This window comes from Pseudomonas sp. BP8, assembly GCF_017875955.1.
Lineage (GTDB): Bacteria > Pseudomonadota > Gammaproteobacteria > Pseudomonadales > Pseudomonadaceae > Aquipseudomonas.
Window position 1 is genome coordinate 1,340,001 of record NZ_JAGINK010000001.1, and the last position, 25,810, is coordinate 1,365,810.

The following is a 25,810-nucleotide window of genomic DNA, read 5'->3' on the forward strand; positions in this document are numbered from 1 at the left end:
TTCGGTCCCTATCTGCCGTGGACGTTTGAGATTTGAGAGGGGCTGCTCCTAGTACGAGAGGACCGGAGTGGACGAACCTCTGGTGTTCCGGTTGTCACGCCAGTGGCATTGCCGGGTAGCTATGTTCGGAAGAGATAACCGCTGAAAGCATCTAAGCGGGAAACTTGCCTCAAGATGAGATCTCACTGGGATCTAGAATCCCCTAAAGGGCCGTCGAAGACTACGACGTTGATAGGTTGGGTGTGTAAGCGCTGTGAGGCGTTGAGCTAACCAATACTAATTGCCCGTGAGGCTTGACCATATAACACCCAAGCAATTTGCTAGCGCGAATTGCGGTGGTGAAGACGAAGCAGCTGAAAATTCGTACCATCACAAATCACATATCCGAATTTGCTGGGCTGTCCATCTGGACATTCTGGCTACAGAATTTCTTGACGACCATAGAGCATTGGAACCACCTGATCCCATCCCGAACTCAGTAGTGAAACGATGCATCGCCGATGGTAGTGTGGGGTTTCCCCATGTGAGAGTAGGTCATCGTCAAGATTCATTTCGCAAAACCCCTATCTGCGCGAGCAGGTAGGGGTTTTGTCTTTAAGTAGAAACACCTGTTTTGTGAAGTGTTTGAAGTTGAACGAGTTTCTCGCAAAATACTTCGAAATAAACGCTTGACAGACACAGAGGAAAGCGTAGAATTCGCGCCTCGGTTGAGATGAAAAGCTCTTAACCAACCGCTCTTTAACAAATTGAATCAAGCAATTCGTGTGGGTGCTTGTGAGTATGGTTTGATAGTCGCCAAGATTATCAGCATCACAAGTGGCCACATGAGAAATCATAGTAGTCATTTGAGATTGCTGAGCCAAGTTTAGGGTTTCTTAAAAACCCAAGCAGTATTGAACTGAAGAGTTTGATCATGGCTCAGATTGAACGCTGGCGGCAGGCCTAACACATGCAAGTCGAGCGGATGAGAAGAGCTTGCTCTTCGATTCAGCGGCGGACGGGTGAGTAATGCCTAGGAATCTGCCTGGTAGTGGGGGACAACGTTTCGAAAGGAACGCTAATACCGCATACGTCCTACGGGAGAAAGCAGGGGACCTTCGGGCCTTGCGCTATCAGATGAGCCTAGGTCGGATTAGCTAGTTGGTGAGGTAATGGCTCACCAAGGCGACGATCCGTAACTGGTCTGAGAGGATGATCAGTCACACTGGAACTGAGACACGGTCCAGACTCCTACGGGAGGCAGCAGTGGGGAATATTGGACAATGGGCGAAAGCCTGATCCAGCCATGCCGCGTGTGTGAAGAAGGTCTTCGGATTGTAAAGCACTTTAAGTTGGGAGGAAGGGCAGTGAGCGAATACCTTACTGTTTTGACGTTACCGACAGAATAAGCACCGGCTAACTCTGTGCCAGCAGCCGCGGTAATACAGAGGGTGCAAGCGTTAATCGGAATTACTGGGCGTAAAGCGCGCGTAGGTGGTTTGTTAAGTTGAATGTGAAAGCCCCGGGCTCAACCTGGGAACTGCATCCAAAACTGGCAAGCTAGAGTACAGTAGAGGGTGGTGGAATTTCCTGTGTAGCGGTGAAATGCGTAGATATAGGAAGGAACACCAGTGGCGAAGGCGACCACCTGGACTGATACTGACACTGAGGTGCGAAAGCGTGGGGAGCAAACAGGATTAGATACCCTGGTAGTCCACGCCGTAAACGATGTCAACTAGCCGTTGGAATCCTTGAGATTTTAGTGGCGCAGCTAACGCATTAAGTTGACCGCCTGGGGAGTACGGCCGCAAGGTTAAAACTCAAATGAATTGACGGGGGCCCGCACAAGCGGTGGAGCATGTGGTTTAATTCGAAGCAACGCGAAGAACCTTACCAGGCCTTGACATGCAGAGAACTTTCCAGAGATGGATTGGTGCCTTCGGGAACTCTGACACAGGTGCTGCATGGCTGTCGTCAGCTCGTGTCGTGAGATGTTGGGTTAAGTCCCGTAACGAGCGCAACCCTTGTCCTTAGTTACCAGCACGTAATGGTGGGCACTCTAAGGAGACTGCCGGTGACAAACCGGAGGAAGGTGGGGATGACGTCAAGTCATCATGGCCCTTACGGCCTGGGCTACACACGTGCTACAATGGTCGGTACAGAGGGTCGCCAAGCCGCGAGGTGGAGCTAATCTCACAAAACCGATCGTAGTCCGGATCGCAGTCTGCAACTCGACTGCGTGAAGTCGGAATCGCTAGTAATCGCGAATCAGAATGTCGCGGTGAATACGTTCCCGGGCCTTGTACACACCGCCCGTCACACCATGGGAGTGGGTTGCACCAGAAGTAGCTAGTCTAACCCTCGGGAGGACGGTTACCACGGTGTGATTCATGACTGGGGTGAAGTCGTAACAAGGTAGCCGTAGGGGAACCTGCGGCTGGATCACCTCCTTAATCGAAGACATCAGCCTGCTGATGAGCTCCCACACGAATTGCTTGATTCACTTGTATAAAGACGATGCTGTAACGCGACCCTGTTATAGGTCTGTAGCTCAGTTGGTTAGAGCGCACCCCTGATAAGGGTGAGGTCGGCAGTTCAAATCTGCCCAGACCTACCAATTACAGGGTGCAGCCTAGATCAAATGGGGCCATAGCTCAGCTGGGAGAGCGCCTGCCTTGCACGCAGGAGGTCAGCGGTTCGATCCCGCTTGGCTCCACCACTTTTCGCATTACGCAATCGCTTGTCAGAACTTAGAAATGAACATTCGTTGATGAATGTTGATTTCTGACTTTTGTCAGATCGTTCTTTAAAAATTCGGATATGTGATAGAAATAGACTGAACACTACTTTCACTGGTAGTGGATCAGGCTAAGGTAAAATTTGTGATGCGCTCTTAATTGAGCATGTACGAATTTTCGGCGAATGTCGTCTTCACAGTATAACCAGATTGCTTGGGGTTATATGGTCAAGTGAAGAAGCGCATACGGTGGATGCCTTGGCAGTCAGAGGCGATGAAAGACGTGGTAGCCTGCGATAAGCTTTGGGGAGTCGGCAAACAGACTGTGATCCAGAGATCTCTGAATGGGGGAACCCACTCAGCATAAGCTGAGTATCTTGTACTGAATACATAGGTGCAAGAGGCGAACCAGGGGAACTGAAACATCTAAGTACCCTGAGGAAAAGAAATCAACCGAGATTCCCTTAGTAGTGGCGAGCGAACGGGGACCAGCCCTTAAGTTGGTTTGAGATTAGTGGAACGCTCTGGAAAGTGCGGCCGTAGTGGGTGATAGCCCCGTACACGAAAATCTCTTATCAATGAAATCGAGTAGGACGGAGCACGAGAAACTTTGTCTGAACATGGGGGGACCATCCTCCAAGGCTAAATACTACTGACTGACCGATAGTGAACCAGTACCGTGAGGGAAAGGCGAAAAGAACCCCGGAGAGGGGAGTGAAATAGATCCTGAAACCGTATGCGTACAAGCAGTGGGAGCCTACTTGTTAGGTGACTGCGTACCTTTTGTATAATGGGTCAGCGACTTATATTCAGTGGCGAGCTTAACCGAATAGGGGAGGCGTAGCGAAAGCGAGTCTTAATAGGGCGTTTAGTCGCTGGGTATAGACCCGAAACCGGGCGATCTATCCATGGGCAGGTTGAAGGTTAGGTAACACTGACTGGAGGACCGAACCGACTACCGTTGAAAAGTTAGCGGATGACCTGTGGATCGGAGTGAAAGGCTAATCAAGCTCGGAGATAGCTGGTTCTCCTCGAAAGCTATTTAGGTAGCGCCTCATGTATCACTGTAGGGGGTAGAGCACTGTTTCGGCTAGGGGGTCATCCCGACTTACCAAACCGATGCAAACTCCGAATACCTACAAGTGCCGAGCATGGGAGACACACGGCGGGTGCTAACGTCCGTCGTGAAAAGGGAAACAACCCAGACCGTCAGCTAAGGTCCCAAAGTCATGGTTAAGTGGGAAACGATGTGGGAAGGCTTAGACAGCTAGGAGGTTGGCTTAGAAGCAGCCACCCTTTAAAGAAAGCGTAATAGCTCACTAGTCGAGTCGGCCTGCGCGGAAGATGTAACGGGGCTCAAACCATGCACCGAAGCTACGGGTATCACCTTTTGGTGATGCGGTAGAGGAGCGTTCTGTAAGCCTGTGAAGGTGAGTTGAGAAGCTTGCTGGAGGTATCAGAAGTGCGAATGCTGACATGAGTAACGACAATGGGAGTGAAAAACTCCCACGCCGAAAGACCAAGGTTTCCTGCGCAACGTTAATCGACGCAGGGTTAGTCGGTCCCTAAGGCGAGGCTGAAAAGCGTAGTCGATGGAAAACAGGTTAATATTCCTGTACTTCCGATTGTTGCGATGGAGGGACGGAGAAGGCTAGGCCAGCTTGGCGTTGGTAGTCCAAGTTTAAGGTGGTAGGCTGAGATCTTAGGCAAATCCGGGATCTCAAGGCCGAGAGCTGATGACGAGTTGCCTTTAGGCGACGAAGTGGTTGATGCCATGCTTCCAAGAAAAGCTCCTAAGCTTCAGACAATCGGGAACCGTACCCCAAACCGACACAGGTGGTTAGGTAGAGAATACCAAGGCGCTTGAGAGAACTCGGGTGAAGGAACTAGGCAAAATGGCACCGTAACTTCGGGAGAAGGTGCGCCGGCGAAGGTGAAGGGTTTACCCCGTAAGCTTTTGCCGGTCGAAGATACCAGGCCGCTGCGACTGTTTATTAAAAACACAGCACTCTGCAAACACGAAAGTGGACGTATAGGGTGTGACGCCTGCCCGGTGCCGGAAGGTTAATTGATGGGGTTAGCGCAAGCGAAGCTCTTGATCGAAGCCCCGGTAAACGGCGGCCGTAACTATAACGGTCCTAAGGTAGCGAAATTCCTTGTCGGGTAAGTTCCGACCTGCACGAATGGCGTAACGATGGCGGCGCTGTCTCCACCCGAGACTCAGTGAAATTGAAATCGCTGTGAAGATGCAGTGTATCCGCGGCTAGACGGAAAGACCCCGTGAACCTTTACTATAGCTTTGCACTGGACTTTGAATTTGCTTGTGTAGGATAGGTGGGAGGCTTTGAAGTGGGGACGCCAGTTCTCATGGAGCCATCCTTGAAATACCACCCTGGCAACTTTGAGGTTCTAACTCAGGTCCGTTATCCGGATCGAGGACAGTGTATGGTGGGTAGTTTGACTGGGGCGGTCTCCTCCCAAAGAGTAACGGAGGAGTACGAAGGTGCGCTCAGACCGGTCGGAAATCGGTCGTAGAGTATAAAGGCAAAAGCGCGCTTGACTGCGAGACCCACACGTCGAGCAGGTACGAAAGTAGGTCTTAGTGATCCGGTGGTTCTGTATGGAAGGGCCATCGCTCAACGGATAAAAGGTACTCCGGGGATAACAGGCTGATACCGCCCAAGAGTTCATATCGACGGCGGTGTTTGGCACCTCGATGTCGGCTCATCACATCCTGGGGCTGAAGCCGGTCCCAAGGGTATGGCTGTTCGCCATTTAAAGTGGTACGCGAGCTGGGTTTAGAACGTCGTGAGACAGTTCGGTCCCTATCTGCCGTGGACGTTTGAGATTTGAGAGGGGCTGCTCCTAGTACGAGAGGACCGGAGTGGACGAACCTCTGGTGTTCCGGTTGTCACGCCAGTGGCATTGCCGGGTAGCTATGTTCGGAAGAGATAACCGCTGAAAGCATCTAAGCGGGAAACTTGCCTCAAGATGAGATCTCACTGGGATCTAGAATCCCCTAAAGGGCCGTCGAAGACTACGACGTTGATAGGTTGGGTGTGTAAGCGCTGTGAGGCGTTGAGCTAACCAATACTAATTGCCCGTGAGGCTTGACCATATAACACCCAAGCAATTTGCTAGCGCGAATTGCGGTGGTGAAGACGAAACAGCTGAAAATTCGCACCATCACAAATCACATATCCGAATTCGCTGGGCTGTCCATCTGGACATTCTGGCTACAGAATTTCTTGACGACCATAGAGCATTGGAACCACCTGATCCCATCCCGAACTCAGTAGTGAAACGATGCATCGCCGATGGTAGTGTGGGGTTTCCCCATGTGAGAGTAGGTCATCGTCAAGATTCATTTCGCAAAACCCCTATCTGCGTGAGCAGGTAGGGGTTTTGTCTTTCTGGCTGAAAAGAAATGTGGCCGTGTGGTGTTCAGTTCGCGGCCGATCCCCGTGATATGGTTCCCCACCACCGACTGCCCTCCAGAGAGTACGCAATGGCTAATACCCGCTTACACCCCGGCTTCATGATCGTCCACGGCAACCGCCTGGATGACCTGCGCAGCCTGGTGGTAAGTTGGATGCGGCGCTACCCCCTTGCACCGCTGGACAATGAAGTCGCCCTGGTACAGAGCAATGGCATCGCGCAATGGCTGAAGCTGGCCTTGGCAGAAGACCCTCAAGACGATGATCAGGGCGGTTGTGGCATCGCTGCCGCCATCGACGTGCAGCTTCCTGGTAGCTTCATGTGGCAGTTGTATCGCAAGGTCCTGGGGCGTGACGAAATCCCCGAAGTGTCCCTGCTCGACAAGGCACCGCTGACCTGGCGTCTGATGCGCCTGCTTCCCGCACTGATCGAGCGGCCCCATTTCGAGCCGCTGCGGCGCTTCCTTACCGATGACAGTGATCTGCGCAAGCGCTACCAATTGGCTGAGCGCCTGGCCGACTTGTTCGACCAGTACCAGGTCTATCGCGCCGACTGGCTCAAGGAGTGGGCGGCCGGGGAGCATGTACTCAACAGCGCCCGCGGCGAGCGCAAGCCATTGCCTCCAGGCAATCGTTGGCAGGCCGAGCTGTGGCGAGCCTTGCTTGAGGATGTTGGCGAGCAAGGCATGGCCCAGAGTCGAGCGGGGGTGCATCAGCGCTTCATCGAACGCATGAACAGCCTCGAACAGATCCCCAGCGGTCTGCCGCCGCGGGCAATCGTCTTTGGCATCTCTTCCCTGCCAGCTCAAGCACTCGAGGCCCTTGCCGGTTTGGCCCGTTTCAGCCAAGTGCTGCTGTGTGTGCACAATCCATGTCGCCACCACTGGGGCGATATCGTCGCCGACAAGGATCTGCTCAGGCACCAGTACAAGCGTCAGCAGCGCAAGCAAGGCATGCCCTTGCAATTGGACGACGAATCCCTGCACCAGCACGCTCACCCGCTACTGGCTGCCTGGGGCAAGCAAGGTCGTGACTACATCAACCTGCTGGACAGCTACGACGACCCTGGTAGCTACCAAGGGGTGTTCAGCGATGGCCGCATCGATCTGTTCAGCGAGGGCCAGCCAACGACCCTGCTCAACCAGCTGCAGGACGACATTCTCGAGTTGCGGCCATTGGCAGAGACGCGTGAAGTCTGGCCGGCAGTCGACCCAAGCAAGGATCGCTCGGTACGTTTCCATGTCGCTCACAGTGCCCAGCGTGAAGTGGAGATCCTGCATGATCAGTTGCTCGCTCGCTTCAGCGCCGATCCTACGCTACGACCACGTGATGTCATCGTCATGCTGCCGGCAATCGATGCGTATGCGCCGCACATTCGCGCGGTATTCGGTCAACTGGATCGTTACGACCCGCGCTACATTCCGTTCACCCTGACCGACCAAGGCCAACGCGGTCGCGACCCGCTGCTGATCGCCCTCGAGCACCTGCTCAAGTTGCCTGACAGTCGCTTCGCTGTCAGCGAAGTGCTTGACCTGCTCGATGTACCCGCACTGCGCGCGCGTTTCGCGATCAAGGAAAGCGACCTGTCGACGCTGCATCGATGGATCGAAGGGGCTGGCATCCGCTGGGGGCTCAGCGCTGAGCAACGGGCGACGCTGGGTCTGCCTGAAGGCCTGGAGCAGAACAGCTGGCGGTTTGGCTTGCGGCGCATGCTGCTCGGCTATGCAGTTGGGGTAGGCGAGGGCTGTGATGGTATCGAGCCGTATGACGAAATCGGTGGTCTCGATGCGGCACTGATCGGTCCCTTGGTGGCCTTGCTCGACGCGTTGGACGTGGCCTGCCAAGCGCTGTCGCAACCTGCCAGCGCAACCGAATGGGGCGAGCGTCTGAACGCCTTGCTACAGGTGTTCTTCCTGGCCGAAGGAGAGCACGACGAGTTTCTCCTGGTGCAATTGCAGGACCTTGTCGATGCTTGGTTACAGACTTGCGAGACCGTTGGCCTTCAGGATCCGCTACCGCTGACGGTAGTTCGCGAGGCGTGGCTGTCTGGCCTGGACCAAGGCAAGCTGTCCCAGCGTTTTCTTGCCGGCTCGGTGAACTTTTGCACGCTGATGCCGATGCGTGCGATTCCTTTCCGAGTGGTTTGCCTGCTCGGCATGAACGACGGCGATTATCCCCGCGCCCAGCAGCCGCTCGACTTCGACCTGATGGCCAGCGATTACCGGCCCGGCGACCGCTCGCGCCGTGAGGACGATCGTTACCTGTTGCTCGAAGCGCTGTTGTCTGCCCGTGACCAACTGTATGTCAGCTGGGTTGGCCGGAGCATTCGTGACAACAGCGAGCGTCCGGCATCGGTATTGATCGGGCAGTTGCGCGATCACCTGGCCGCAGGCTGGCGGCTAGCCGATGCCAAGCAAGACTTGCGCGAAGATGGCGGCCAGCAATTGCTGCATGCCTTGACTCAGGAGCATCCGTTGCAGCCGTTCAGTCAACGTTACTTCCAGAAAGGCAGCGCTCTATTCAGCTATGCCCATGAGTGGCAAGTATTGCACCAGGCGGACGAGTCGCCGCCACCGGCATATGAAGCCTTGCCGCCCTATACCAACGACGAGCCGCTGAACCTGACCCAGCTGCAGGATTTTCTCCGCCATCCTGTTCGTCATTTTTTCAGCCAACGGCTGAAAGTCTACTTCGAGGCCCTCGAAGCGCCGACCCCGGACGAAGAGCCCTTCGTACTAGATGCCTTGCAACGCTATGGCATCAGCGAGCGCCTGCTGGATGCTGCCTTGGCCGATCCGGGCAACGCCGAACAGGCCTTGCAGCGTCAGGCGAGCCGTCTGCAGGCCTGCGGTCTGCTACCGCTGGCCGGATTCGGAGAGATTCTCCAGAGCGAGCTGATCGAACCGCTGCCCGATCTGCTGCAACGCCATCGGCAATTGCTGCAGCGCTGGCCGACCCTGGTCGAAGGCGCACTGCCTATCCACTTCGAACGCGGCGGCGATCGTCTGCAGGGCTGGCTGGGGCGTGTCTATCAGGCACCAGACCAGAGCCTGCTGAGTATCGCCACGGTACCCAATACCATCAGTGCCGGGCGCAACAACCTCAAGCGGCATCGACTGATTCCGACCTGGGTCATGCACCTGGCCGCGTGTGCCGCCGGCTACCCGCTGCACAGTGCGCTGGTGGCCAGCGACCTGACCCTGCTGCTTGAGCCGTTGCCGCAGATGCAGGCAGCCGAGCTGCTTGGCGATCTGCTGGTATCGCGCCAGGCCGCAATGAATGCACCGCTGCCCGTCGCCGCCAAGACCGCCTTCGCCTGGCTCGCCCAGGATGATGCAGACAAGGCCCTGGTTGCTGCCGCACGCGCTTATGAAGGCGACGGCCAGAACAGCTTTGGCGAGCGTAGCGAGAGCCTGGCCCTGGCCCGGCAATTCCGTGATTTTGCCGCGCTCAGTGCCGACGAAACCTTCGAAGGCTGGTGTGAAACCCTGTACCGCCCCCTGTTCGCCGCACCATGGCAGAGCTTGAGCAACCCGGAGAGTGCCGCATGATCCAGGCCCGCCCCTTGGCCCTGAGCTTTCCGCTCCATGGCAGCCAACTGATCGAAGCCAGCGCCGGTACCGGCAAGACCTTTACCATCTCCGCGCTGTATCTGCGCCTGATCCTCGGGCATGGCGAAGAGCAGGGCTTTGGCCGCGAACTGTTGCCGCCGCAGATTCTCGTGGTGACTTTCACAGACGCGGCAACCAAAGAGCTGCGCGAACGCATCCGCACCCGTCTGGCAGAAGCTGCACGCTTCTTCCGGGGTGAACTGCCAGACGCCGACCCGCTGCTGCAACTGCTGCGCGACGATTACCCTGAAGCGCTCTGGCCGCGCTGCGCCAGCCGCCTTGAAGTGGCCGTGCAGTGGATGGACGAGGCCGCGGTATCGACGATCCACGGCTGGTGCCAGCGCATGCTGCGTGAGCACGCGTTCGACAGCGGCAGCTTGTTTACCCAGAGCCTTGAGACCGACCACAGCGAACTGCTGGGCCAGGTCATGCGCGACTACTGGCGACGTTTCTGCTACGGCATGCGCGGCGAGGCACTGGCCTGGGTACGCGGCAACTGGGTCAGCCCTGATGCGCTGCTGCCGCGCATCCGCCCCCTTTTCGGACGGCTGGGCAGCGAGCTGGATGCTGCCGAGCCGCAGGCCCTTATCGACGCCACCCTGCAAGAGCGCAGTGCCCAGTTGCGTCAGCTCAAGGCACCTTGGACGCAGTGGGCAGATGAGTTGCAGCAGATCTGTCGTGAGGCCGTGGCTGCCAAGCAGGCCGATGGGCGCAAGATGCAGGCGCGTTACTTCGAGCCTTGGTTCGACAAGCTGCGTGCCTGGGCCGGTGACGAGCAGATCGTGGAACTGGACCTGGGCACCGGGTTTACCCGCCTGACCCCGGCTGGCATGGCCGAGGCGTGGAAATCCGGCGAGCCGCCGCAGCACCCGGCCCTGAATGCCATGGAGCATCTGCGCCAGCAACTGAACAGCTTGCCCAGCCCGGAGGTGCGCCTGCTGGAGCATGCCGCCTGCTGGGTCTCGGCGCGTTTCGAAGTAGAAAAGCGCCGCCGTGCTGAAATGGGTTTTGACGACATGCTCCTGCGTCTGGAGCATGCCCTGAGCCAAGCCTCTGGCGAGCGCTTGGCCGGATTGATCCGTGAGCAGTTTCCGGTCGCCCTGATCGACGAATTCCAGGACACCGACCCGGTTCAGTACGGCATCTTCGAGCGTATCTACCGGATCAGCGAGAACCGCCCGGAGACCGGCCTGTTCATGATCGGTGATCCAAAACAGGCGATTTATGCCTTCCGCGGCGCCGACATCTTTACCTACCTGGCCGCGCGTCGCGCGACCATGGGCCGGCTGCACAGCCTGGACACCAACTATCGCTCCAGCCAGGCCATGGTCAGTGCGGTCAACCGGGTATTCCTCCAGGCCGAGGCACGTGCCGAAGGGCGTGGTGCGTTCTTGTTCCGCGCAGCGCAAGACAACCCTCTGCCTTTCGTCGAAGTCCGCGCCAAGGGCCGTGGCGAGCGACTGCTGATCAACGGCCAGCGCAGTGCCGCGTTACAGTGCTGGCAACTGCAGAGCGAGGAGCCGGTGTCCAGCACCCTCTACCGCCAGCAGCTCGCTGCCAGTTGCGCGAGCCAGATCGTGGCATTGCTCAATGGCGGCCAGCAGGGTGTCACCGGTTTTAGCAACGACCAGGGTCTGTTGCGCCCGTGCCTGCCGTCGGACATTGCCATTCTGGTTCGTGATGGCCGCGAAGCGCAGTTGATCCGTACCGAGCTCGCTGCACGGGACGTGCGCAGTGTCTATCTCTCCGACAAGGATTCGGTGTTCGCCGCCCAGGAAGCGCATGATCTGCTGGCCTGGCTCAAGGCATGCGCGGAGCCCGATTCCGAGCGCCTGCTCAAGGCCGCGCTGGCCAGCCTGACCCTTGACCAATCGCTGGCTGAGCTTGAGCGCTTGAACCAGGATGAGCGTGTCTGGGAAGACTGGGTCATGCGCTTTCGGCAATACCGTGATACCTGGCAGCGCCAGGGCGTGCTGCCAATGCTGCGCAGGCTGTTGCACGACTTCAAGCTGCCGCGCACGCTGATTGCCAGGAGTGATGGCGAGCGGGTGCTGACCAACCTGCTGCACCTGGCCGAACTGCTGCAACAGGCTGCGGGTGAGCTGGATGGCGAGCAGGCGCTGATTCGTCACCTCACGGAAAACCTCGCCGGTGCCGGCCAGGCGGGAGAGGAGCAAATCCTGCGGTTGGAGAGCGACGAGCAGTTGGTCAAGGTTGTGACCATCCACAAGTCCAAGGGCCTTGAGTATCCACTGGTCTACCTGCCCTTTATCTGCACCAGCAAACCCGTCGATGGCCAGCGCCTGCCGCTGACCTGGCACGACAGCGAGGGCCATGCCCACCTGACCCTGACGCCGGACGAAGAACAGATCGCCCGCGCCGACGACGAACGCCTTGCCGAAGACCTGCGCCTGCTCTACGTCGCCCTGACCCGTGCCCAGCATGCCTGCTGGCTCGGCGTTGCCGACCTCAAGCGCGGCAGCCAGAAGCACTCGCAACTGCACCGTTCGGCACTCGGCTACCTGCTCGGAGGGGGCCAGCCGCTCGCAGCATCGAGCCAGTTGGCTGATTGGCTGCAAGCCCTGCAGGCGGCGAGTGAGGACATCGCCTGTGGTGCTGTGCCCGAAGCCGATGAAGGCCGCTACCTGATCCCGCAAGACTCGCGCGAGCTGCTGCCCGCGCGCAAGCCGCGCCGGGCCGCTGCCGAGAATTGGTGGATCGCCTCCTACAGCGCCCTGCGGGTCGGCGACCAGACTCTCGGCGCCGACAGTTCTCAAGCCCAGCAACTGATGGATGACGAACGCGTCGATGCGCAGCAGCTGCGCGAAATCCCTGCCGAGAGCGGCGACATCCACCGCTTCCCGCGTGGACCGAACCCAGGCACTTTCTTGCATGGTTTGCTGGAATGGGTCGGTCGCGAAGGCTTTGCCGAAATCAGCGGCAACCCTGACCTGATCGAGCGCACGGTTGGCCAGCGCTGCAACCGTCGCGACTGGACCGGCTGGATCCCCGGCTTGAGCCAATGGCTGATCCAACTGCTCAACGAGCCGCTGCCGTTTCAGGCAGAAGGGCCAGCGCTGTCACTCGCACAGTTGCGCCAGTACCAGATCGAAATGGAATTCTGGTTTGCCAGCCATCAGGTCGATGTGCTCCAGCTCGACCAACTGGTGGCCCGGTATACCCACGTCGGTTCGGCCCGTCCGGCCGCCGAGGCCAGCCAGCTCAATGGCATGTTCAAGGGCTTCATCGACCTGGCCTTCGAACTGGACGGTCGTTACTACGTCGCCGACTACAAGTCCAACTGGCTCGGGCCCGACACCCAAGCCTACAACAGCATGGCCATGGAGCAGTCGATCCTCGATCATCGATACGACCTGCAGTACGTGCTCTACCTGCTGGCCTTGCACCGTCAGTTGCGTGCCCGCCTGACCGATTACGACTACGACCGTCATGTCGGCGGTGCCCTGTTCATCTTCCTGCGCGGTGCCAGCCGCACAGGCCATGGCCTGTATTTCGTCAAGCCGCCACGCGAGCTGATCGAAGCCCTCGACGCCCTGTTCCGTGGCGTCAAGGCACCCGAACAACAGGACCTGTTTGCTGGAGCCGCGCCATGAGCCGACGCCTTGTTGACCTTTTGCCAACACCCCTGCATGCCGAGCAACTGGCGTCGCTGGCGCCGCTGCGCGACAGCCACGACCTGTTGATCCTGCTTGATCGCTGGGTCGAGCGGGGCTGGTTGCGCGCCCTGGACCGGGCCTTCGTGGGTTTTCTCGAAGAACGTGCGCCCGGCAGTGATCCGCTGCTGCTGATGGCAGCAGCCCTGGCCAGCCACCAGCTGGGGCACGGGCATGTCTGCCTGGACCTCGGTCAAACGCTGGCCGAGCCCGACTTTGCCTTGTCGCTGCCACCGGAAGGCGATGCGCTGGCCGGCCCTCTGCTGCTGCCCTCGCAACTGCTGGCGAACCTTGACGAGGACACCTGGCGCCAGCGCATCGCTGCCAGCCCCCTGGTGGCCGCAGGCAATACGCCGGGCCACCTGTCGCGGCCATTGGTACTCAGTGGCCAGCGCCTGTATCTGCGCCGTTACTGGAGTTACGAGCGGCAGATCGACGACGCCCTGCGTCAGCGCCTGGCTGCCGACGAGTCGATCCCGGCAGACCTGAACGTGCGTCTCGCGCAGTTGTTCGACGGTGGCGCCTTGGCGGGCCAGGTAGATTGGCAGAAGCTCGCCTGCGCCCTCGCTACCCGGGCTGCGTTCAGCATCATTACCGGCGGCCCCGGTACCGGTAAGACCACGACGGTGGTGCGCCTGCTGGCACTGTTGCAGGCGCCTGCCGTGGAGCAGGGCCGTCCGCTGCGAATTCGCCTGGCGGCGCCCACCGGCAAGGCGGCTGCGCGTCTGACCGAGTCGATCGGCCAGCAGGTCGAACTGCTGCAAGTGAGTGCCGCAGTGCGCGCGCAGATTCCCACCGATGTCAGCACCGTGCACCGCCTGCTGGGCAGCCGCCCCGGCTCGCGGCACTTTCGCCATCACGCGAGTAATCCACTGCCACTGGATGTGCTGGTGATCGACGAAGCGTCGATGATCGACCTGGAAATGATGGCAATCCTCCTTGATGCATTGCCACCGAACGCGCGCCTGATATTGCTTGGCGACAAGGATCAATTGGCGTCGGTGGAAGCGGGCGCAGTGCTCGGCGACCTCTGCCGGGACGCCGAGGACGGCTGTTATTCGCCGGCGACTCAAGCCTGGCTGGAGCAGGTCGGCGGCCAGTCGCTGGACAGTAGCGGTCTTGACGCCGGTGACCCGCAGCGCAATCCATTGGCGCAGCAGGTGGTGATGCTGCGTCACTCGCGGCGCTTCGGCGAGGGCAGTGGCATCGGCCAGTTGGCCCGCCTGGTCAACCGTCAGCAGGCGCAACAGGCGCGCGATGTGCTCGGGCAGAAACTCGCCGATGTGCATGGCCTGTCGCTGCAAGGCGAACATGACCGCAGGTTCGACCGGCTGCTGCTCGATGGTCTGGCCCGTGATGAAGACGGGCCGCAGGGCTACCGGCACTACCTGCGCACCATTGGCCGCCAGCGGCCGCAAGCGGCGACCCCGGCCAGTGATCCACGCTGGGAGCAGTGGGCCAGTGCGGTCCTGCACAGCTTCGAAGCGTTCCAGCTGCTGTGTGCGGTGCGCAAAGGCCCCTGGGGCGTCGCTGGCCTTAATGAGCGAGTCGCGCGCGTCCTGCATAGCGCCGGTCTGATAGACACGCATCAACCCTGGTACGAAGGCCGACCGGTGCTGGTAACCCGCAACGACTATGGCCTTGGCCTGATGAATGGCGATATCGGTATCGCCCTGCGCCTGCCAGATGATCAGGGCACGCCAGTATTGCGAGTGGCCTTCCCCCGCAACGATGGCAGCGGTGGTGTGCGCTTCGTGTTGCCCAGCCGACTCAACGAGGTCGAGACGGTCTTTGCCATGACCGTGCACAAATCGCAGGGCTCGGAGTTCGGCCATACCGCGCTGGTGCTGCCGGATGCGCTCAACCCGGTGCTGACCAAGGAACTGGTGTACACCGGCATCACCCGCGCCAAGCACTGCTTCAGTCTGATCGAGCCGAGGGCAGGCATATTTGAAGAGGCTGTGGGGCGCAAAGTCCGGCGTATTTCCGGGTTGATGCTCGAACAGGCATTACCTGAATAACGGCCTAGCCCTGCGTCTGTTCACTGCTGCGCAAAGCACATCTCCCGCGAATCGCCCATCAACAGCGGGGCATTCGCCTCGGTCACCTCGCGGATGTAATCCCACAACAGGGTAATCCGCTTGAGCTTGCGCAGGTCTTCCCGGCAGTACATCCAGAACTGCCGGGTAATCTCCACCTCCCCAGGCAACACGGTAACCAACCGCGGGTCCTGCGCCGCGAGAAAGCACGGCAGTATCGCCAGCCCACGCCCCTGCAGCGCTGCGGTGTATTGGGCGATAACGCTGGTGCTGCGCAGGTGTGCCTGGGCATTGGGGATGAGGTTGGCCAGGTACAGCAGCTCCGAGCTGAAGGCCAGGTCATCGACGTAACTGATGAACGGGTGGCGCGCCAGATCGCTGACCTGGCGGATCGGTTCGTGGCGCTCGAGGTAGTCCTGGGTCGCGTACAGGCGTAGGCGGTAGTCGCACAGCTTGCAGCAGACATACGGCCCATGCTCAGGGCGCTCGAGGGCGATGACGATGTCGGCTTCGCGCTTGGACAGGCTGATGAAGTGCGGCAAGGGCAGGATATCCACCGAAATCGCTGGCCAGGCATCGACGAAGTGGCTCAGCTGCGGGGTGACGAAGAAACTGCCAAACCCCTCGGTACAGCCCATGCGCACATGCCCCGACAACGCCACGCCGGAGCCTGAGACTTGCTCGCAGGCCATGTGCAAGGTGCTCTCGATTGCCTCGGCATAGCCCAGCAGGCGCTGGCCTTCGCTGGTGAGCACAAAGCCGTTGGTCCGCGACTTCTCGAACAGCAAGGTACCCAGCGCGCTCTCCAGCGAGGTGATCCGCCGCGACACCGTGGTGTAGTCGACACCCAGCCGTTTGGCCGCGCTGCTGGCCTTGCGAGTACGCGCCACTTCGAGGAAAAACTTCAAATCGTCCCAGTTCAGCGAGCTCAGGGAGGTGAGGTCTTTTTGCATGATGATCCGGTTTTTTTGTGCGTTCTTGTTGGATGTTTGCACATCTATACTCGAATTCAGCGCCTAGACGCCAGCGCCTGTTGGCAATCTCGTCCCCACAATAATTCCAAGGAGAGCGCAGATGAACGCACCTCACAATCCTGCCCAGGCCAAGGTCGATCAGGTCAAACTGCTGATCGACGGCCAGTGGGTCGAGTCGAAGACCACTGAGTGGCGCGATGTCGTCAACCCGGCCACCCAGCAAGTGCTGGCACGGGTGCCATTTGCCACCGTTGAAGAAGTCGACGCCGCCGTGGCCGCTGCCCAGCGCGCCTTTGCCAGCTGGCGCGACACCCCGATCGGCGCGCGCATGCGCATCATGCTCAAGCTGCAGGCGCTGATTCGCGAACACAGCAAGCGTATTGCCCAGACCCTCAGCGCCGAGCAGGGCAAGACCATCGCCGATGCCGAAGGCGACATCTTCCGTGGCCTGGAGGTGGTCGAACATGCCGCCTCGATCGGCACCTTGCAGATGGGTGAATTCGCCGAAAACGTCGCTGGTGGGGTCGACACCTACACTCTGCGCCAACCAATCGGCGTCTGCGCCGGTATCACCCCATTCAACTTCCCGGCGATGATCCCGCTGTGGATGTTCCCCATGGCGATCGTCTGTGGCAACACCTTCGTACTCAAGCCTTCCGAGCAGGATCCGCTGTCGACCGTGATGCTGGTGGAGCTGGCGCTGGAAGCCGGTGTGCCGGCCGGTGTGCTCAACGTGGTGCATGGCGGCAAGCAGGTGGTCGATGCGATCTGCACCCAGCAGGACATCAAGGCGATCTCGTTCGTCGGCTCCACCGAGGTTGGCACCCACGTGTACAACCTCGCCAGCCAGCACGGCAAGCGGGTGCAGTCGATGATGGGCGCCAAGAACCACGCCGTGGTGCTGCCCGATGCCAACCGCACGCAGACGGTCAACGCGTTGGTCGGCGCCGCCTTTGGTGCGGCTGGTCAGCGCTGCATGGCCACCTCGGTCGCGGTGCTGGTGGGCAAGGCCCGTGAGTGGCTGCCCGATATCAAGGCTGCGGCCAGTCAGCTCAAGGTCAACGCCGGCTGCGAACCGGGTACCGATGTGGGCCCAGTGGTGTCGAAACGCGCCAAGGAGCGCGTGTTGGGTCTGATCGAAAGCGGCATCAAGGAAGGCGCCACGCTTGAGCTGGACGGCCGCGAGGTGACCGTGCCCGGCTACGAGCAGGGCAACTTCGTTGGCCCGACGCTATTCTCCGGCGTGACCACAGAGATGCAGGTATACACCCAGGAAATCTTCGGTCCGGTACTGGTGACGCTTGAAGTCGATACCCTCGACGAGGCCATTGCCCTGGTCAATCGCAACCCGTTCGGCAACGGCACCGGCCTGTTCACCCAGAGTGGCGCCGCAGCGCGCAAGTTCCAGAGCGAGATCGACGTCGGCCAGGTCGGCATCAATATCCCGATTCCGGTGCCGGTACCGTACTTCAGCTTTACCGGCTCGCGTGGCTCCAAGCTCGGTGACCTCGGCCCGTATGGCAAGCAGGTGGTGCAGTTCTACACTCAGACCAAGACGGTCACGGCGCGTTGGTTCGATGACGACAGCGTCAACGACGGCGTCAACACCACCATCAGCCTGCGCTAAGGAGGCCCGTCATGCGCATTGCATTCATCGGTTTGGGCAACATGGGTGCACCCATGGCCCGTAACCTGATCAAGGCGGGGCACACGCTCAACCTGTTCGACCTGAACCAGGCCGTGCTGGCCGAGCTTGCCGAACTCGGTGGGCAGATCAGCGCCTCGCCGAAGGACGCCGCGGCCAACAGTGAGCTGGTGATCACCATGCTCCCGGCCGCCGCGCATGTGCGCAGCGTCTACCTCAACGAGGATGGGGTACTGGCAGGCATACGCCCGGGTACGCCGACGGTCGATTGCAGCACGATCGACCCACAGACTGCGCGGGACGTGTCCAAGGCTGCCGCTGCCAAGGGTATCGACATGGGCGATGCTCCGGTGTCCGGCGGCACCGGCGGCGCTGCGGCCGGAACGTTGACCTTCATGGTCGGTGCCAGTGCCGAGCTGTTCGCCAGCCTGGAGCCGGTGCTCAAGCAGATGGGCCGTAACATCGTTCATTGTGGCGAGGTGGGAACCGGGCAGATCGCCAAGATCTGCAACAACCTGCTGCTGGGTATCTCGATGATTGGCGTGTCCGAAGCCATGGCCTTGGGCAATGCGCTGGGCATCGACACGCAGGTGCTGGCCGGCATCATCAATAGCTCGACCGGGCGCTGCTGGAGTTCGGATACCTACAACCCGTGGCCCGGCGTCATCGACAGCGCGCCGGCTTCGCGCGGGTACACCGGTGGTTTTGGTGCGGAGCTGATGCTCAAGGACTTGGGCCTGGCCACTGAAGCAGCACGCCAGGCGCACCAGCCGGTGATTCTCGGTGCCGTGGCGCAGCAGCTGTATCAGGCGATGAGCCTGCGCGGCGAAGGCGGCAAGGATTTTTCGGCGATCGTTGAGGGTTATCGCAAGCACGATTGAGACGTGAGGTGGGCTTTATCTTGATCGCGGGTCAGATGGCTCTTCCCCTGTAACTGCGCACCTGGGGGAGGGTATCTGGTTCGCGATTTTTTTGGTTCTTCGCGGATTGGTGGGGACTATGGGGCTGGGTTTGGGTCTTGGAGGTTGGGGGCTTATCCATTTGATGGGGTGGTGCTGCTGGCCCCTTCCGCCCTTACGGCCATTCCTTTCAAGGTCTTTGAGATTTGGTCTGGCTTGAGTGAGCCGGGGGCGCTGGCCTACATGATGAAATCCGAAGGTAACGCAAAGACCTGATTCGCCCGCACTGGCCGCAGCCCCTGTAGCAGCAGGCTTGCCCCGCGAAAACGCCACAGGCATCTCAGCAGGGCTTGAATCCGCTCACATCTATCAGGCAAAGACAAAATACTTGCGTACGGTCTCGACCACTTCCCAAGTGCCTTTCATCCCCGGCTCGATGACAAACACGTCACCCGCTTTAAGGTGCTTGGGCTCCTCTCCTTCCGGGGTAACGATGCAGTAGCCGTCGAGGAAGTGGCAGAACTCCCACTTGTCGTAGTTGACCTCGAACTTGCCCGGCGTGCAGATCCAGGTGCCCATGATCTTGCTGCCATCGGCAGAGAGGTAGGCATTGAGGTTGACCGTGTGCGGATCGCCGCCAATGCGCTTCCACTTGGTAGCGTCGACAACCGGAGTCGGGCAGGTTTCGCGCAGGACGGTGATGAAATCGGACATGACGGGCTTCCTTTTGGATGGCTCAATGACGCACCACCATAGGGCTATAGACCCGCATGCAGTTGCCTGGGCTCGACGTCCACCTGCCTGAGCGCGCTATCGCCGCAGGTCACGCCCACCAATAACGCACGAAGTGGAAGAACACCGGCGCGGCGAAGCACACCGAATCCATCCGGTCGAGCATGCCGCCATGCCCTTCGATCATGTGCCCCCAGTCCTTGACCCCGCGATCACGCTTGATCGCCGACATCACCAGGCCACCGAAGAAGCCCATGACGTTTACGGTCAAGGCCATCAGTGCCGCCTGCCAGAAGCTGAACGGGGTGATCCAGCACAGCAGCGCACCCACCAGGGTAGCCAGGGCCACGCCACCGAGCAGCCCTTCGAGGGTCTTCGACGGCGACAGGTTGGGCGCCACCTTGCGCTTGCCAAACAGCTTGCCACACACGTACTGCAGCACGTCGCTGATCTGCACCACGAGGATCAGCCAGGCGATCAGCAGCAGGTTGCGGCCCTCGTAGCCGGGGATGTCCAGGGTCATCAATGCCGGCACCGACGACAGGCAGTAGACCGCGATCATCAACCCCCATTGCACCTTGGAGGCACGCTCGAGAAAGCGCGTGGTGTCACCGCCAAAGCTGGCCAGGATCGGCAGGAACAAAAACAGATAGACCGGGATGAAGATGCTGAACAGCCCGTACCAGTCCATCGCGATCAACAGGTACTGCACCGGCAGCGCGACATAGAACGCCGCGACCAATGCCGGATAATCGCCGCGCCGGGTCGGGGTGAGGGTCATGAACTCGCGCAAGGCATAGAACGATACACAGTAGAACAGCACGATCACGCCGTACTTGCCGAACAGGAAGGCGATGCCGATGACCAGCACCATCACCCACCAGGCATTGATGCGTGCGTTGAGGTTGTCGATGACCGCGTGTGGCGCACTACCGGCGCGCCATTTGAGCAGGCGGCCGATGATGCTGGCGAGCAGGAGCAGGGCGCCGATGCCGGCGAACAGGGAAAGGGTGTTGTCGTCCATCTCAGGCATCCTTGGGGGCCAGGTTCAGCAGGGCCTGGCGGGCCCGCTCGAGAAATGCGTGCTTGTTTTCGTCTGGGCCCAGCCGCACCGGCTCGCCAAAGCTCAGCGTGCACAGCAGCGGTAGCGGCAAGGCGCGGCCCTTGGGCATGACCCGGTTGAGGTTGGCGATCCACACCGGCACGACTTCGATGGCAGGGTTGGCCGAGGCCAGGTGGAACAGCCCACTCTTGAACGGCAGCAGTGGTTCGTCGCTGAGGTTACGCGTGCCCTCAGGGAAGAAGATCAGCGAGTCGCCGCCGGCCAACGCATCCAGCACCGGCTGCAACGGGTTGTGCTGGGCCTCGCTGTGCTGGCGGTCGATCAGTACCCCGTTGAATACCTTGCGGATGATGAAGTCGCGCAGGCCGGGCTTGGCCCAGTAATCGGCACCGGCGACCGGCCGGGTTCTGCGGCGCAGTGGCGCCGGCAGGGAGGCCCAGAGCAGGACGAAGTCGCCATGGCTGCTGTGGTTGGCGAAGTACAGGCGCTGCACCGGTTGTGGCGTGCAGCCGAGCCATAGGGCGCGGGCGCCGGTGATCAGGCGAGCGGCGGAGGTAATCACGAAGGCGGTCAGGGCGGCGAGCATGGCACGGTTCTTATCCGATGAAGGGGAGTGTCAGCAGCGTAGTCAGGGTCAGCACGATCTGCAGGCCCAGGCACAGCGCCTGCCGACGCAGCAGGCCGAGTGCGGCCTGGCTGCGGGCTGGCCAGTCGCGCGGATCGCTGGCGCTGGGTTTGAGGTTTAGCTCGAACAGGGCGCGGTCGAGTTGTTGAGTGGCGGCTGGCAGGTCGTCACGGCTGGCCAGTCGGGCAAACAGTTCGGCATCCAGGGCCACCCGGATAGCCCAGTATTTGTGCACAGCGCCCAGCATCAGCAGCAAGGCGCAAAGGGCGCTGGCCAGCGGGTGAAGCTCGGCGCCCAGCAGTGGCGCCAGGCCGTAGGCCAAGGCAACCAGGCTGATGCCGTCGCTGAGGCGCTCGAGCTGTCGGCCGCGGCCGAGCAGGGTGGCTACCAGGTGCAGGGTCATGGCTGGGTTTCCAGTTGGGTAAGCAGGTGGTGGTGGGCGGCGCGCAGGACGATGCCTGGTCGGGCGAGGCGTATCAGTGCCTCGGCCTCCACTGCACGCCTGCAGCGGCCACTGACCAGCAACCAGGCAGCGACGGCGCTGGCGCTGCGCGAGAAACCCAGGGCGCAACAGACCAGCACCGGGCCTTTGCGCCGCAGGCGTTCGATGGCGTTGGCGGCCTGCCGGAGCACGTCCAGCTCGGCAACCACGAGGTCTAGCGATGGGACGCTGACATAACCTGCAGGAGCGGGCGTGTCCTTTCCAGGGCGATAAGCGCACGGCAACTCCGCACACAGGTCAACGATGGCGGTAAAGCCTGCCGCCTCGCCGCGCCCGGGAATACGCCCGAGAAATACCCCATCGCACACCTCATCGGCTTGCGGGTGCTTGCACGTCCACCCCCGCGAGTTGATCCACGCTCCGAGCAGATAAGGTGCGAGCAACGCGCTCGCAGCCGTCGACAAGCGTCCATCCGCGCCCTTTTGAAAGCCGCTGGCGCCCAGCAGCGCATAGTTGAGCGCCACTATCAGCAATGCCACGGCCGGCCACAGTAACCACAGCCAAGCGTCACCGAACCCGAGCGCCAGCCCCGCGCACAGCGCCGCGCCGAGGCTGTAATACGCGCCAAGCCGCCAGCGCTTCGGATCCGTTGCCGGGCGCATGGCCAGCAGCGGCAGGCGGCCCTCACGCGGCCACAGCCAGACACAGACAAAGCCCACCAAGGCCCCCGTCGGCACGTCGATGAAGTGATGCTGCCAGGTGGTCAATACCGACACACCGATAAGCCCCATCCAGGCGTGCATCAGCCAGCGGCCAATCGGCCCCTGTACATGCCGGGCAAACATCGTCCAGATGATCACCAGCAGCGCGATGTGCAACGAAGGGGCCTGGTTGAACGGTTTGTCGAAGCCCATCAAGACATCGAACAACCAGCCGAACAGGCCGCTCAGCTCCGGCCGCTCGAAGGTGAAGCGCAGCGGCCAGAGCAGAAAGCACGCCACACAGATCAGTTGCGCCGTGAGCAGCGCCAAGGCATGGCGGTCCATCTCCCGGCGGTTGCGTGGCAGCAGAAACGACAGCCCATACAGCAGGTCGATGGACCAGTACGGAATGATCGTCCACGGCCACAGCGGCATCTGCCTTTCCCAGGCGAAGACCAGGCTGCCGACGTCGTCACGGGTCGCGGTATGGGTATTACTCAGGCCATAACTGAGGAAGAAAAACGGGCCGAGCAGCAACAGCCACAGCATGCCCCTGCGGATCAGCCCAGCTTCGCGGGTCATCAATCTACCCGCTGCGCCAGGCTGACACTGAAGATGCCCCATTCATCGATACGCTGCGTGATCTTGCGGAACCCCGCAGCCTCCACCAACTGGTCCATCTCCGCCTGGCTGCGCCGGCGCATGACCCAGGCCTGGCCGCCACGGTGGCTGGTCAGGGCGCGGGCGATCATCTCCAGCTGCGGGTGCCAGGGTTGGCCGGTGTAGACCAGATAACCGCCGGTTTGCACGGCATCGGCCAGGCCCGCCAGAGAGTTGCTGACCAACTCGTTACTGGCGAACAGCTCGTAGAGCCCGGACACCACCGCCAGTGTCGGGCGTGGATCGAGTGCGGCCAGGCTCTGCCGGTCAAAGGCATCGCCTTGTACGAAGCGCGCGATGTCGCTCAGGCCCTTCTCGGCGATCAAGGCGCTGCCTTGCTGCACGTTTAGTTCGCTGTAGTCACGCAGCAGGATCGAGTCGGGCAGGCGCTCCAGCTCGTGCAGCGCCTCGAGGATGTAGCGGCCATGGCCTGCGGCAATGTCGACGATGTCCACCGGGCGTCCTTGCTCGCGCAGGGTATGGATGGCCTGGCGCAACAGCTCCTCGACGTGCAGCTTGCGCTGACGGATGCCGCGCCAGCCGATCGCATCGAGGTAGTTGCGGTCGATCAGCTCGCCAAGTTTGCCCTTGCCGCTGGCCTGGTTGCGGTAGACATAGTCAAGCGTGCTGCCGGAGTCGAAGCCGGTGTCGAAGCCCAGCTTGACCCCCTCGGAAAAGCCCTTGCCCAGACGCAGGCCCGCCCGGGTAGCGCGCCAGTAGAGGTCGCGCGGCGAGTTGCGCGGGAGCGGCGCGGCGAGGCCTTCGGCTTCGGCGCAGCTGGCGCCGGATTTGTCCGCGTCGAGTAGCGATGGCGCCGCCACAGGGGCTTCGAAGCAATGCTCGACGAAGCGCTTGATCCGCGCCAGAGCGTGGCCGCGCTCACGTTCGCCCAGGGTATCGTGGAAAAATCCGGGCAACACATGCAGCTCTTTGCGAGCACTGCCCAGGCGCTGGAAAAACTGCTCTTGAGGGGCGCGCTCAACGACGAAGTCCGAGCCGGACACCAGCATCTGCGTGGGCACCTGGATCGCCTGGGCATCTGCCACCACGCGATCGGCGGCCTCGTACAGGCCGAGCAGCATGGTCACCGAAATCGGCCGGCTGATCAGCGGGTCGGCGACATAGGAGGCCACCCGCTCCGGGTCGTGGGTCAGCAGGCGTGGCTTGACGTAGCTGTTGACGAAGAAATTGCCGCGTAGCGCCTTCAGCAACTTGAGGCCGGGCCTGGCAAAGGGCACGTAGAGCTTGACCTTGAACGCAGGCGAGGCGAGCACCAGGCAGCGGACCTTGGGCGCGTAGTCATGCGCCCAGGTGGCGATGAGCACGGCCCCGACACTCTGTGCCAGCACCACCATGTCCGCCTCGGCGATGCCGTGACTGGCATGGATATGCTCGATGAACGTCTGCACGTCGCGCACGCTGGTGGCAAACCCCGGGCTGTCTCCGCGCGCCCCGGGCGACTGACCGTGGCCGCGGGCGTCCCAGGCAAAGAAGTCGTAGCCCGGCATGTCCAGTTCGTCGAGCAGATGGGCCATGCGCCCGCCATGTTCATGGCCGCGGTGAAACATCACCACAGCCCGGCGTGGCTGGTGCTCGTTGCGGGTGGCGGGCCAGTAACGGTAGTGCAGCTCCACGCCATCATGGGTAGAGAAATGCAGCGATTGCGCTTGGCGCATGGCAGAGGTCCTTGTCCGGCGGCGAAGGGGTCAGCGGGTTTCGGCCAGCCCTCGGCGCACCCGGTTGTAGAGGGTATAGAGCGAGAGCAGCAGAATGACCAGCAACAAGCCGTTGATCCAGCTTGCATTGAGCAGGCCGAAGGCGACCCCGGCACCCAGCACGCCGAAAGCAAAGGCCCGATCGCTCTTGCCCATCGGCCCGTCGTAACGCCGCGACGCGCCAGCCAGCGGCCCCATCACCCCCGCATACTCGCTGATGACTGCACTCAGCACCACCAGCACCACCAGCGTCGGCGATACCCCTGCCAGCAGCGCGAACGGCAGGTACAGCGCCGCATCGGCGATCACATCACTCAACTCGTTGAGGTAGGCACCCAGGCGCGACTGCTGGCCGAATTCCCGCGCGAGCATGCCGTCCACGGCGTTGAGCGCCATGCGCAGCAGCATCCACACGGGGATCAGGATGAACAGCCAGGTGACCTGGGGCAGCCCGGCCAGCAGCAGGCCAAGCAGCACTGAAACCACGGCGGCGGCGACGGTGACCTGGTTGGCGGTGACGCCACGGTCGTACAGGCGCTGCACTGCTGGGCGCAACAGCGCCTGGAAGCGCGGTTTGAGCTGATAGATGGAGGGCACGTGGAATTCCTTTTTCGGGTGCGTCTAGGCGGGTGATTGTGGGGACTGCATTTGCCCGGTGGCAAGCGGGATCTTGCGTGAAAACCTGGCGTGGTTGGCAAAGGCGTTTGTCGGTCTGCTAAATTCGGACCGTGACTGTCACGGCCTCTCGCGGGGCAAGCCCGCTACAGGTAGTCATTCGGCTGGCGCAGAACCTGTAGCGGGCTTGCCCCGCGAAGAGGCCGTGCGCTCCAGGCGCGTAATCAGCGCCGCCACCTATCCTGCAAACGCGCACACAGGC

At 60.9% G+C, this 25,810-nt stretch carries 13 protein-coding genes, 2 tRNA genes and 5 rRNA genes (1 of these 20 running past the window's edge); 12 read left to right on the forward strand and 8 right to left on the reverse strand.

From position 1 onward, the window contains the following. The 10 genes from J3B00_RS05830 to recD all read left to right on the forward strand — a co-directional run. Positions 1-301, forward strand: a 23S ribosomal RNA gene (locus J3B00_RS05830); it begins 2,592 nt to the left of the window's first position. A gap of 129 nt (positions 302-430) precedes the next feature. After that, a 5S ribosomal RNA gene (gene rrf, locus J3B00_RS05835) occupies positions 431-546 on the forward strand. A 349-nt stretch (positions 547-895) separates the two neighbouring features. Beyond that, positions 896-2,432 (forward strand): 16S ribosomal RNA (locus J3B00_RS05840). Between the two features lie 87 nt (positions 2,433-2,519). Beyond that, positions 2,520-2,596: transfer RNA gene (locus J3B00_RS05845), tRNA-Ile, on the forward strand. 26 nt (positions 2,597-2,622) lie between these two features. After that, a tRNA-Ala gene (locus J3B00_RS05850) sits at positions 2,623-2,698 on the forward strand. Between the two features lie 244 nt (positions 2,699-2,942). Continuing rightward, positions 2,943-5,834, forward strand: a 23S ribosomal RNA gene (locus J3B00_RS05855). Between the two features lie 129 nt (positions 5,835-5,963). Further along, positions 5,964-6,079: ribosomal RNA gene (rrf, locus tag J3B00_RS05860) — 5S ribosomal RNA — on the forward strand. Together the 16S, 23S and 5S rRNA genes with 2 tRNA genes alongside form the textbook arrangement of a ribosomal RNA operon. 145 nt (positions 6,080-6,224) lie before the next feature. Beyond that, positions 6,225-9,704 (forward strand): exodeoxyribonuclease V subunit gamma, encoded by a 3,480-nt coding sequence (recC, locus tag J3B00_RS05865; protein ID WP_209865342.1) that lies wholly within the window; start codon positions 6,225-6,227, stop codon positions 9,702-9,704. After that, positions 9,701-13,378: an exodeoxyribonuclease V subunit beta gene (recB, locus tag J3B00_RS05870; RefSeq protein ID WP_209865346.1), complete on the forward strand. Its 3,678-nt coding sequence runs from the start codon at positions 9,701-9,703 to the stop codon at positions 13,376-13,378. The genes recC and recB overlap by 4 nt, the downstream gene beginning before the upstream one ends. After that, positions 13,375-15,459, forward strand: coding sequence for an exodeoxyribonuclease V subunit alpha (gene recD, locus J3B00_RS05875; RefSeq protein ID WP_209865349.1), 2,085 nt, complete (start codon positions 13,375-13,377; stop codon positions 15,457-15,459). The genes recB and recD overlap by 4 nt, the downstream gene beginning before the upstream one ends. 20 nt (positions 15,460-15,479) lie before the next feature. Here recD and J3B00_RS05880 read toward each other — a convergent pair whose 3' ends face one another. Continuing rightward, positions 15,480-16,430 carry a LysR family transcriptional regulator gene (locus J3B00_RS05880; protein ID WP_209865351.1) on the reverse strand — a complete coding sequence of 317 codons (951 nt, stop codon included), beginning with the start codon at positions 16,428-16,430 and terminating at the stop codon, positions 15,480-15,482. A gap of 121 nt (positions 16,431-16,551) precedes the next feature. Here J3B00_RS05880 and J3B00_RS05885 point away from each other — a divergent pair, with 121 nt between their 5' ends. Together J3B00_RS05885 and mmsB are read left to right on the forward strand one after the other, a co-directional pair. Then, positions 16,552-18,078 carry a CoA-acylating methylmalonate-semialdehyde dehydrogenase gene (locus J3B00_RS05885; RefSeq protein WP_209865354.1) on the forward strand — a complete coding sequence of 509 codons (1,527 nt, stop codon included), beginning with the start codon at positions 16,552-16,554 and terminating at the stop codon, positions 18,076-18,078. Between the two features lie 11 nt (positions 18,079-18,089). Continuing rightward, positions 18,090-18,977, forward strand: a complete 888-nt coding sequence (mmsB, locus tag J3B00_RS05890; RefSeq protein ID WP_209865357.1) for a 3-hydroxyisobutyrate dehydrogenase — start codon at positions 18,090-18,092, stop codon at positions 18,975-18,977. 387 nt (positions 18,978-19,364) lie between these two features. On the opposite strand, the gene J3B00_RS05895 is transcribed toward mmsB, so the two are convergent. From J3B00_RS05895 to J3B00_RS05925, 7 genes are all read right to left on the reverse strand, one after another. Continuing rightward, positions 19,365-19,709, reverse strand: a complete 345-nt coding sequence (locus J3B00_RS05895) for a cupin domain-containing protein (protein WP_209865360.1) — start codon at positions 19,707-19,709, stop codon at positions 19,365-19,367. 109 nt (positions 19,710-19,818) lie between these two features. Further along, positions 19,819-20,751 carry a phosphatidate cytidylyltransferase gene (locus J3B00_RS05900; protein ID WP_209865363.1) on the reverse strand — a complete coding sequence of 311 codons (933 nt, stop codon included), beginning with the start codon at positions 20,749-20,751 and terminating at the stop codon, positions 19,819-19,821. Between the two features lies 1 nt (position 20,752). Then, a complete protein-coding gene (locus J3B00_RS05905; protein ID WP_209865366.1) occupies positions 20,753-21,376 on the reverse strand; it encodes a lysophospholipid acyltransferase family protein in 624 nt (207 codons plus the stop codon). A gap of 10 nt (positions 21,377-21,386) precedes the next feature. Further along, positions 21,387-21,818 carry a hypothetical protein gene (locus J3B00_RS05910; protein WP_209865369.1) on the reverse strand — a complete coding sequence of 144 codons (432 nt, stop codon included), beginning with the start codon at positions 21,816-21,818 and terminating at the stop codon, positions 21,387-21,389. Next, complete coding sequence (locus J3B00_RS05915) at positions 21,815-23,140, reverse strand: phosphatase PAP2/dual specificity phosphatase family protein (RefSeq protein WP_209865372.1); 1,326 nt, start codon at positions 23,138-23,140, stop codon at positions 21,815-21,817. Before J3B00_RS05915 ends, J3B00_RS05910 begins: the two co-directional genes overlap by 4 nt. Next, entirely contained in the window at positions 23,140-24,894 is a 1,755-nt protein-coding gene (locus J3B00_RS05920) for a bifunctional alpha/beta hydrolase/class I SAM-dependent methyltransferase (RefSeq protein WP_209865376.1), read from the reverse strand. Before J3B00_RS05920 ends, J3B00_RS05915 begins: the two co-directional genes overlap by 1 nt. 30 nt (positions 24,895-24,924) lie before the next feature. Then, positions 24,925-25,530 (reverse strand): CDP-alcohol phosphatidyltransferase family protein, encoded by a 606-nt coding sequence (locus J3B00_RS05925; RefSeq protein ID WP_209865379.1) that lies wholly within the window; start codon positions 25,528-25,530, stop codon positions 24,925-24,927. Positions 25,531-25,810: the final 280 nt, after the last annotated feature.

Coding starts and splice junctions, on each gene's coding strand:
- recC (WP_209865342.1), top strand. CDS start 6,225: ATGGCTAATACCCGCTTACACCCCGGCTTCATGATCGTCCACGGCAAC.
- recB (WP_209865346.1), top strand. CDS start 9,701: ATGATCCAGGCCCGCCCCTTGGCCCTGAGCTTTCCGCTCCATGGCAGC.
- recD (WP_209865349.1), top strand. CDS start 13,375: ATGAGCCGACGCCTTGTTGACCTTTTGCCAACACCCCTGCATGCCGAG.
- J3B00_RS05880 (WP_209865351.1), bottom strand. CDS start 16,430: ATGCAAAAAGACCTCACCTCCCTGAGCTCGCTGAACTGGGACGATTTG.
- J3B00_RS05885 (WP_209865354.1), top strand. CDS start 16,552: ATGAACGCACCTCACAATCCTGCCCAGGCCAAGGTCGATCAGGTCAAA.
- mmsB (WP_209865357.1), top strand. CDS start 18,090: ATGCGCATTGCATTCATCGGTTTGGGCAACATGGGTGCACCCATGGCC.
- J3B00_RS05895 (WP_209865360.1), bottom strand. CDS start 19,709: ATGTCCGATTTCATCACCGTCCTGCGCGAAACCTGCCCGACTCCGGTT.
- J3B00_RS05900 (WP_209865363.1), bottom strand. CDS start 20,751: ATGGACGACAACACCCTTTCCCTGTTCGCCGGCATCGGCGCCCTGCTC.
- J3B00_RS05905 (WP_209865366.1), bottom strand. CDS start 21,376: ATGCTCGCCGCCCTGACCGCCTTCGTGATTACCTCCGCCGCTCGCCTG.
- J3B00_RS05910 (WP_209865369.1), bottom strand. CDS start 21,818: ATGACCCTGCACCTGGTAGCCACCCTGCTCGGCCGCGGCCGACAGCTC.
- J3B00_RS05915 (WP_209865372.1), bottom strand. CDS start 23,140: ATGACCCGCGAAGCTGGGCTGATCCGCAGGGGCATGCTGTGGCTGTTG.
- J3B00_RS05920 (WP_209865376.1), bottom strand. CDS start 24,894: ATGCGCCAAGCGCAATCGCTGCATTTCTCTACCCATGATGGCGTGGAG.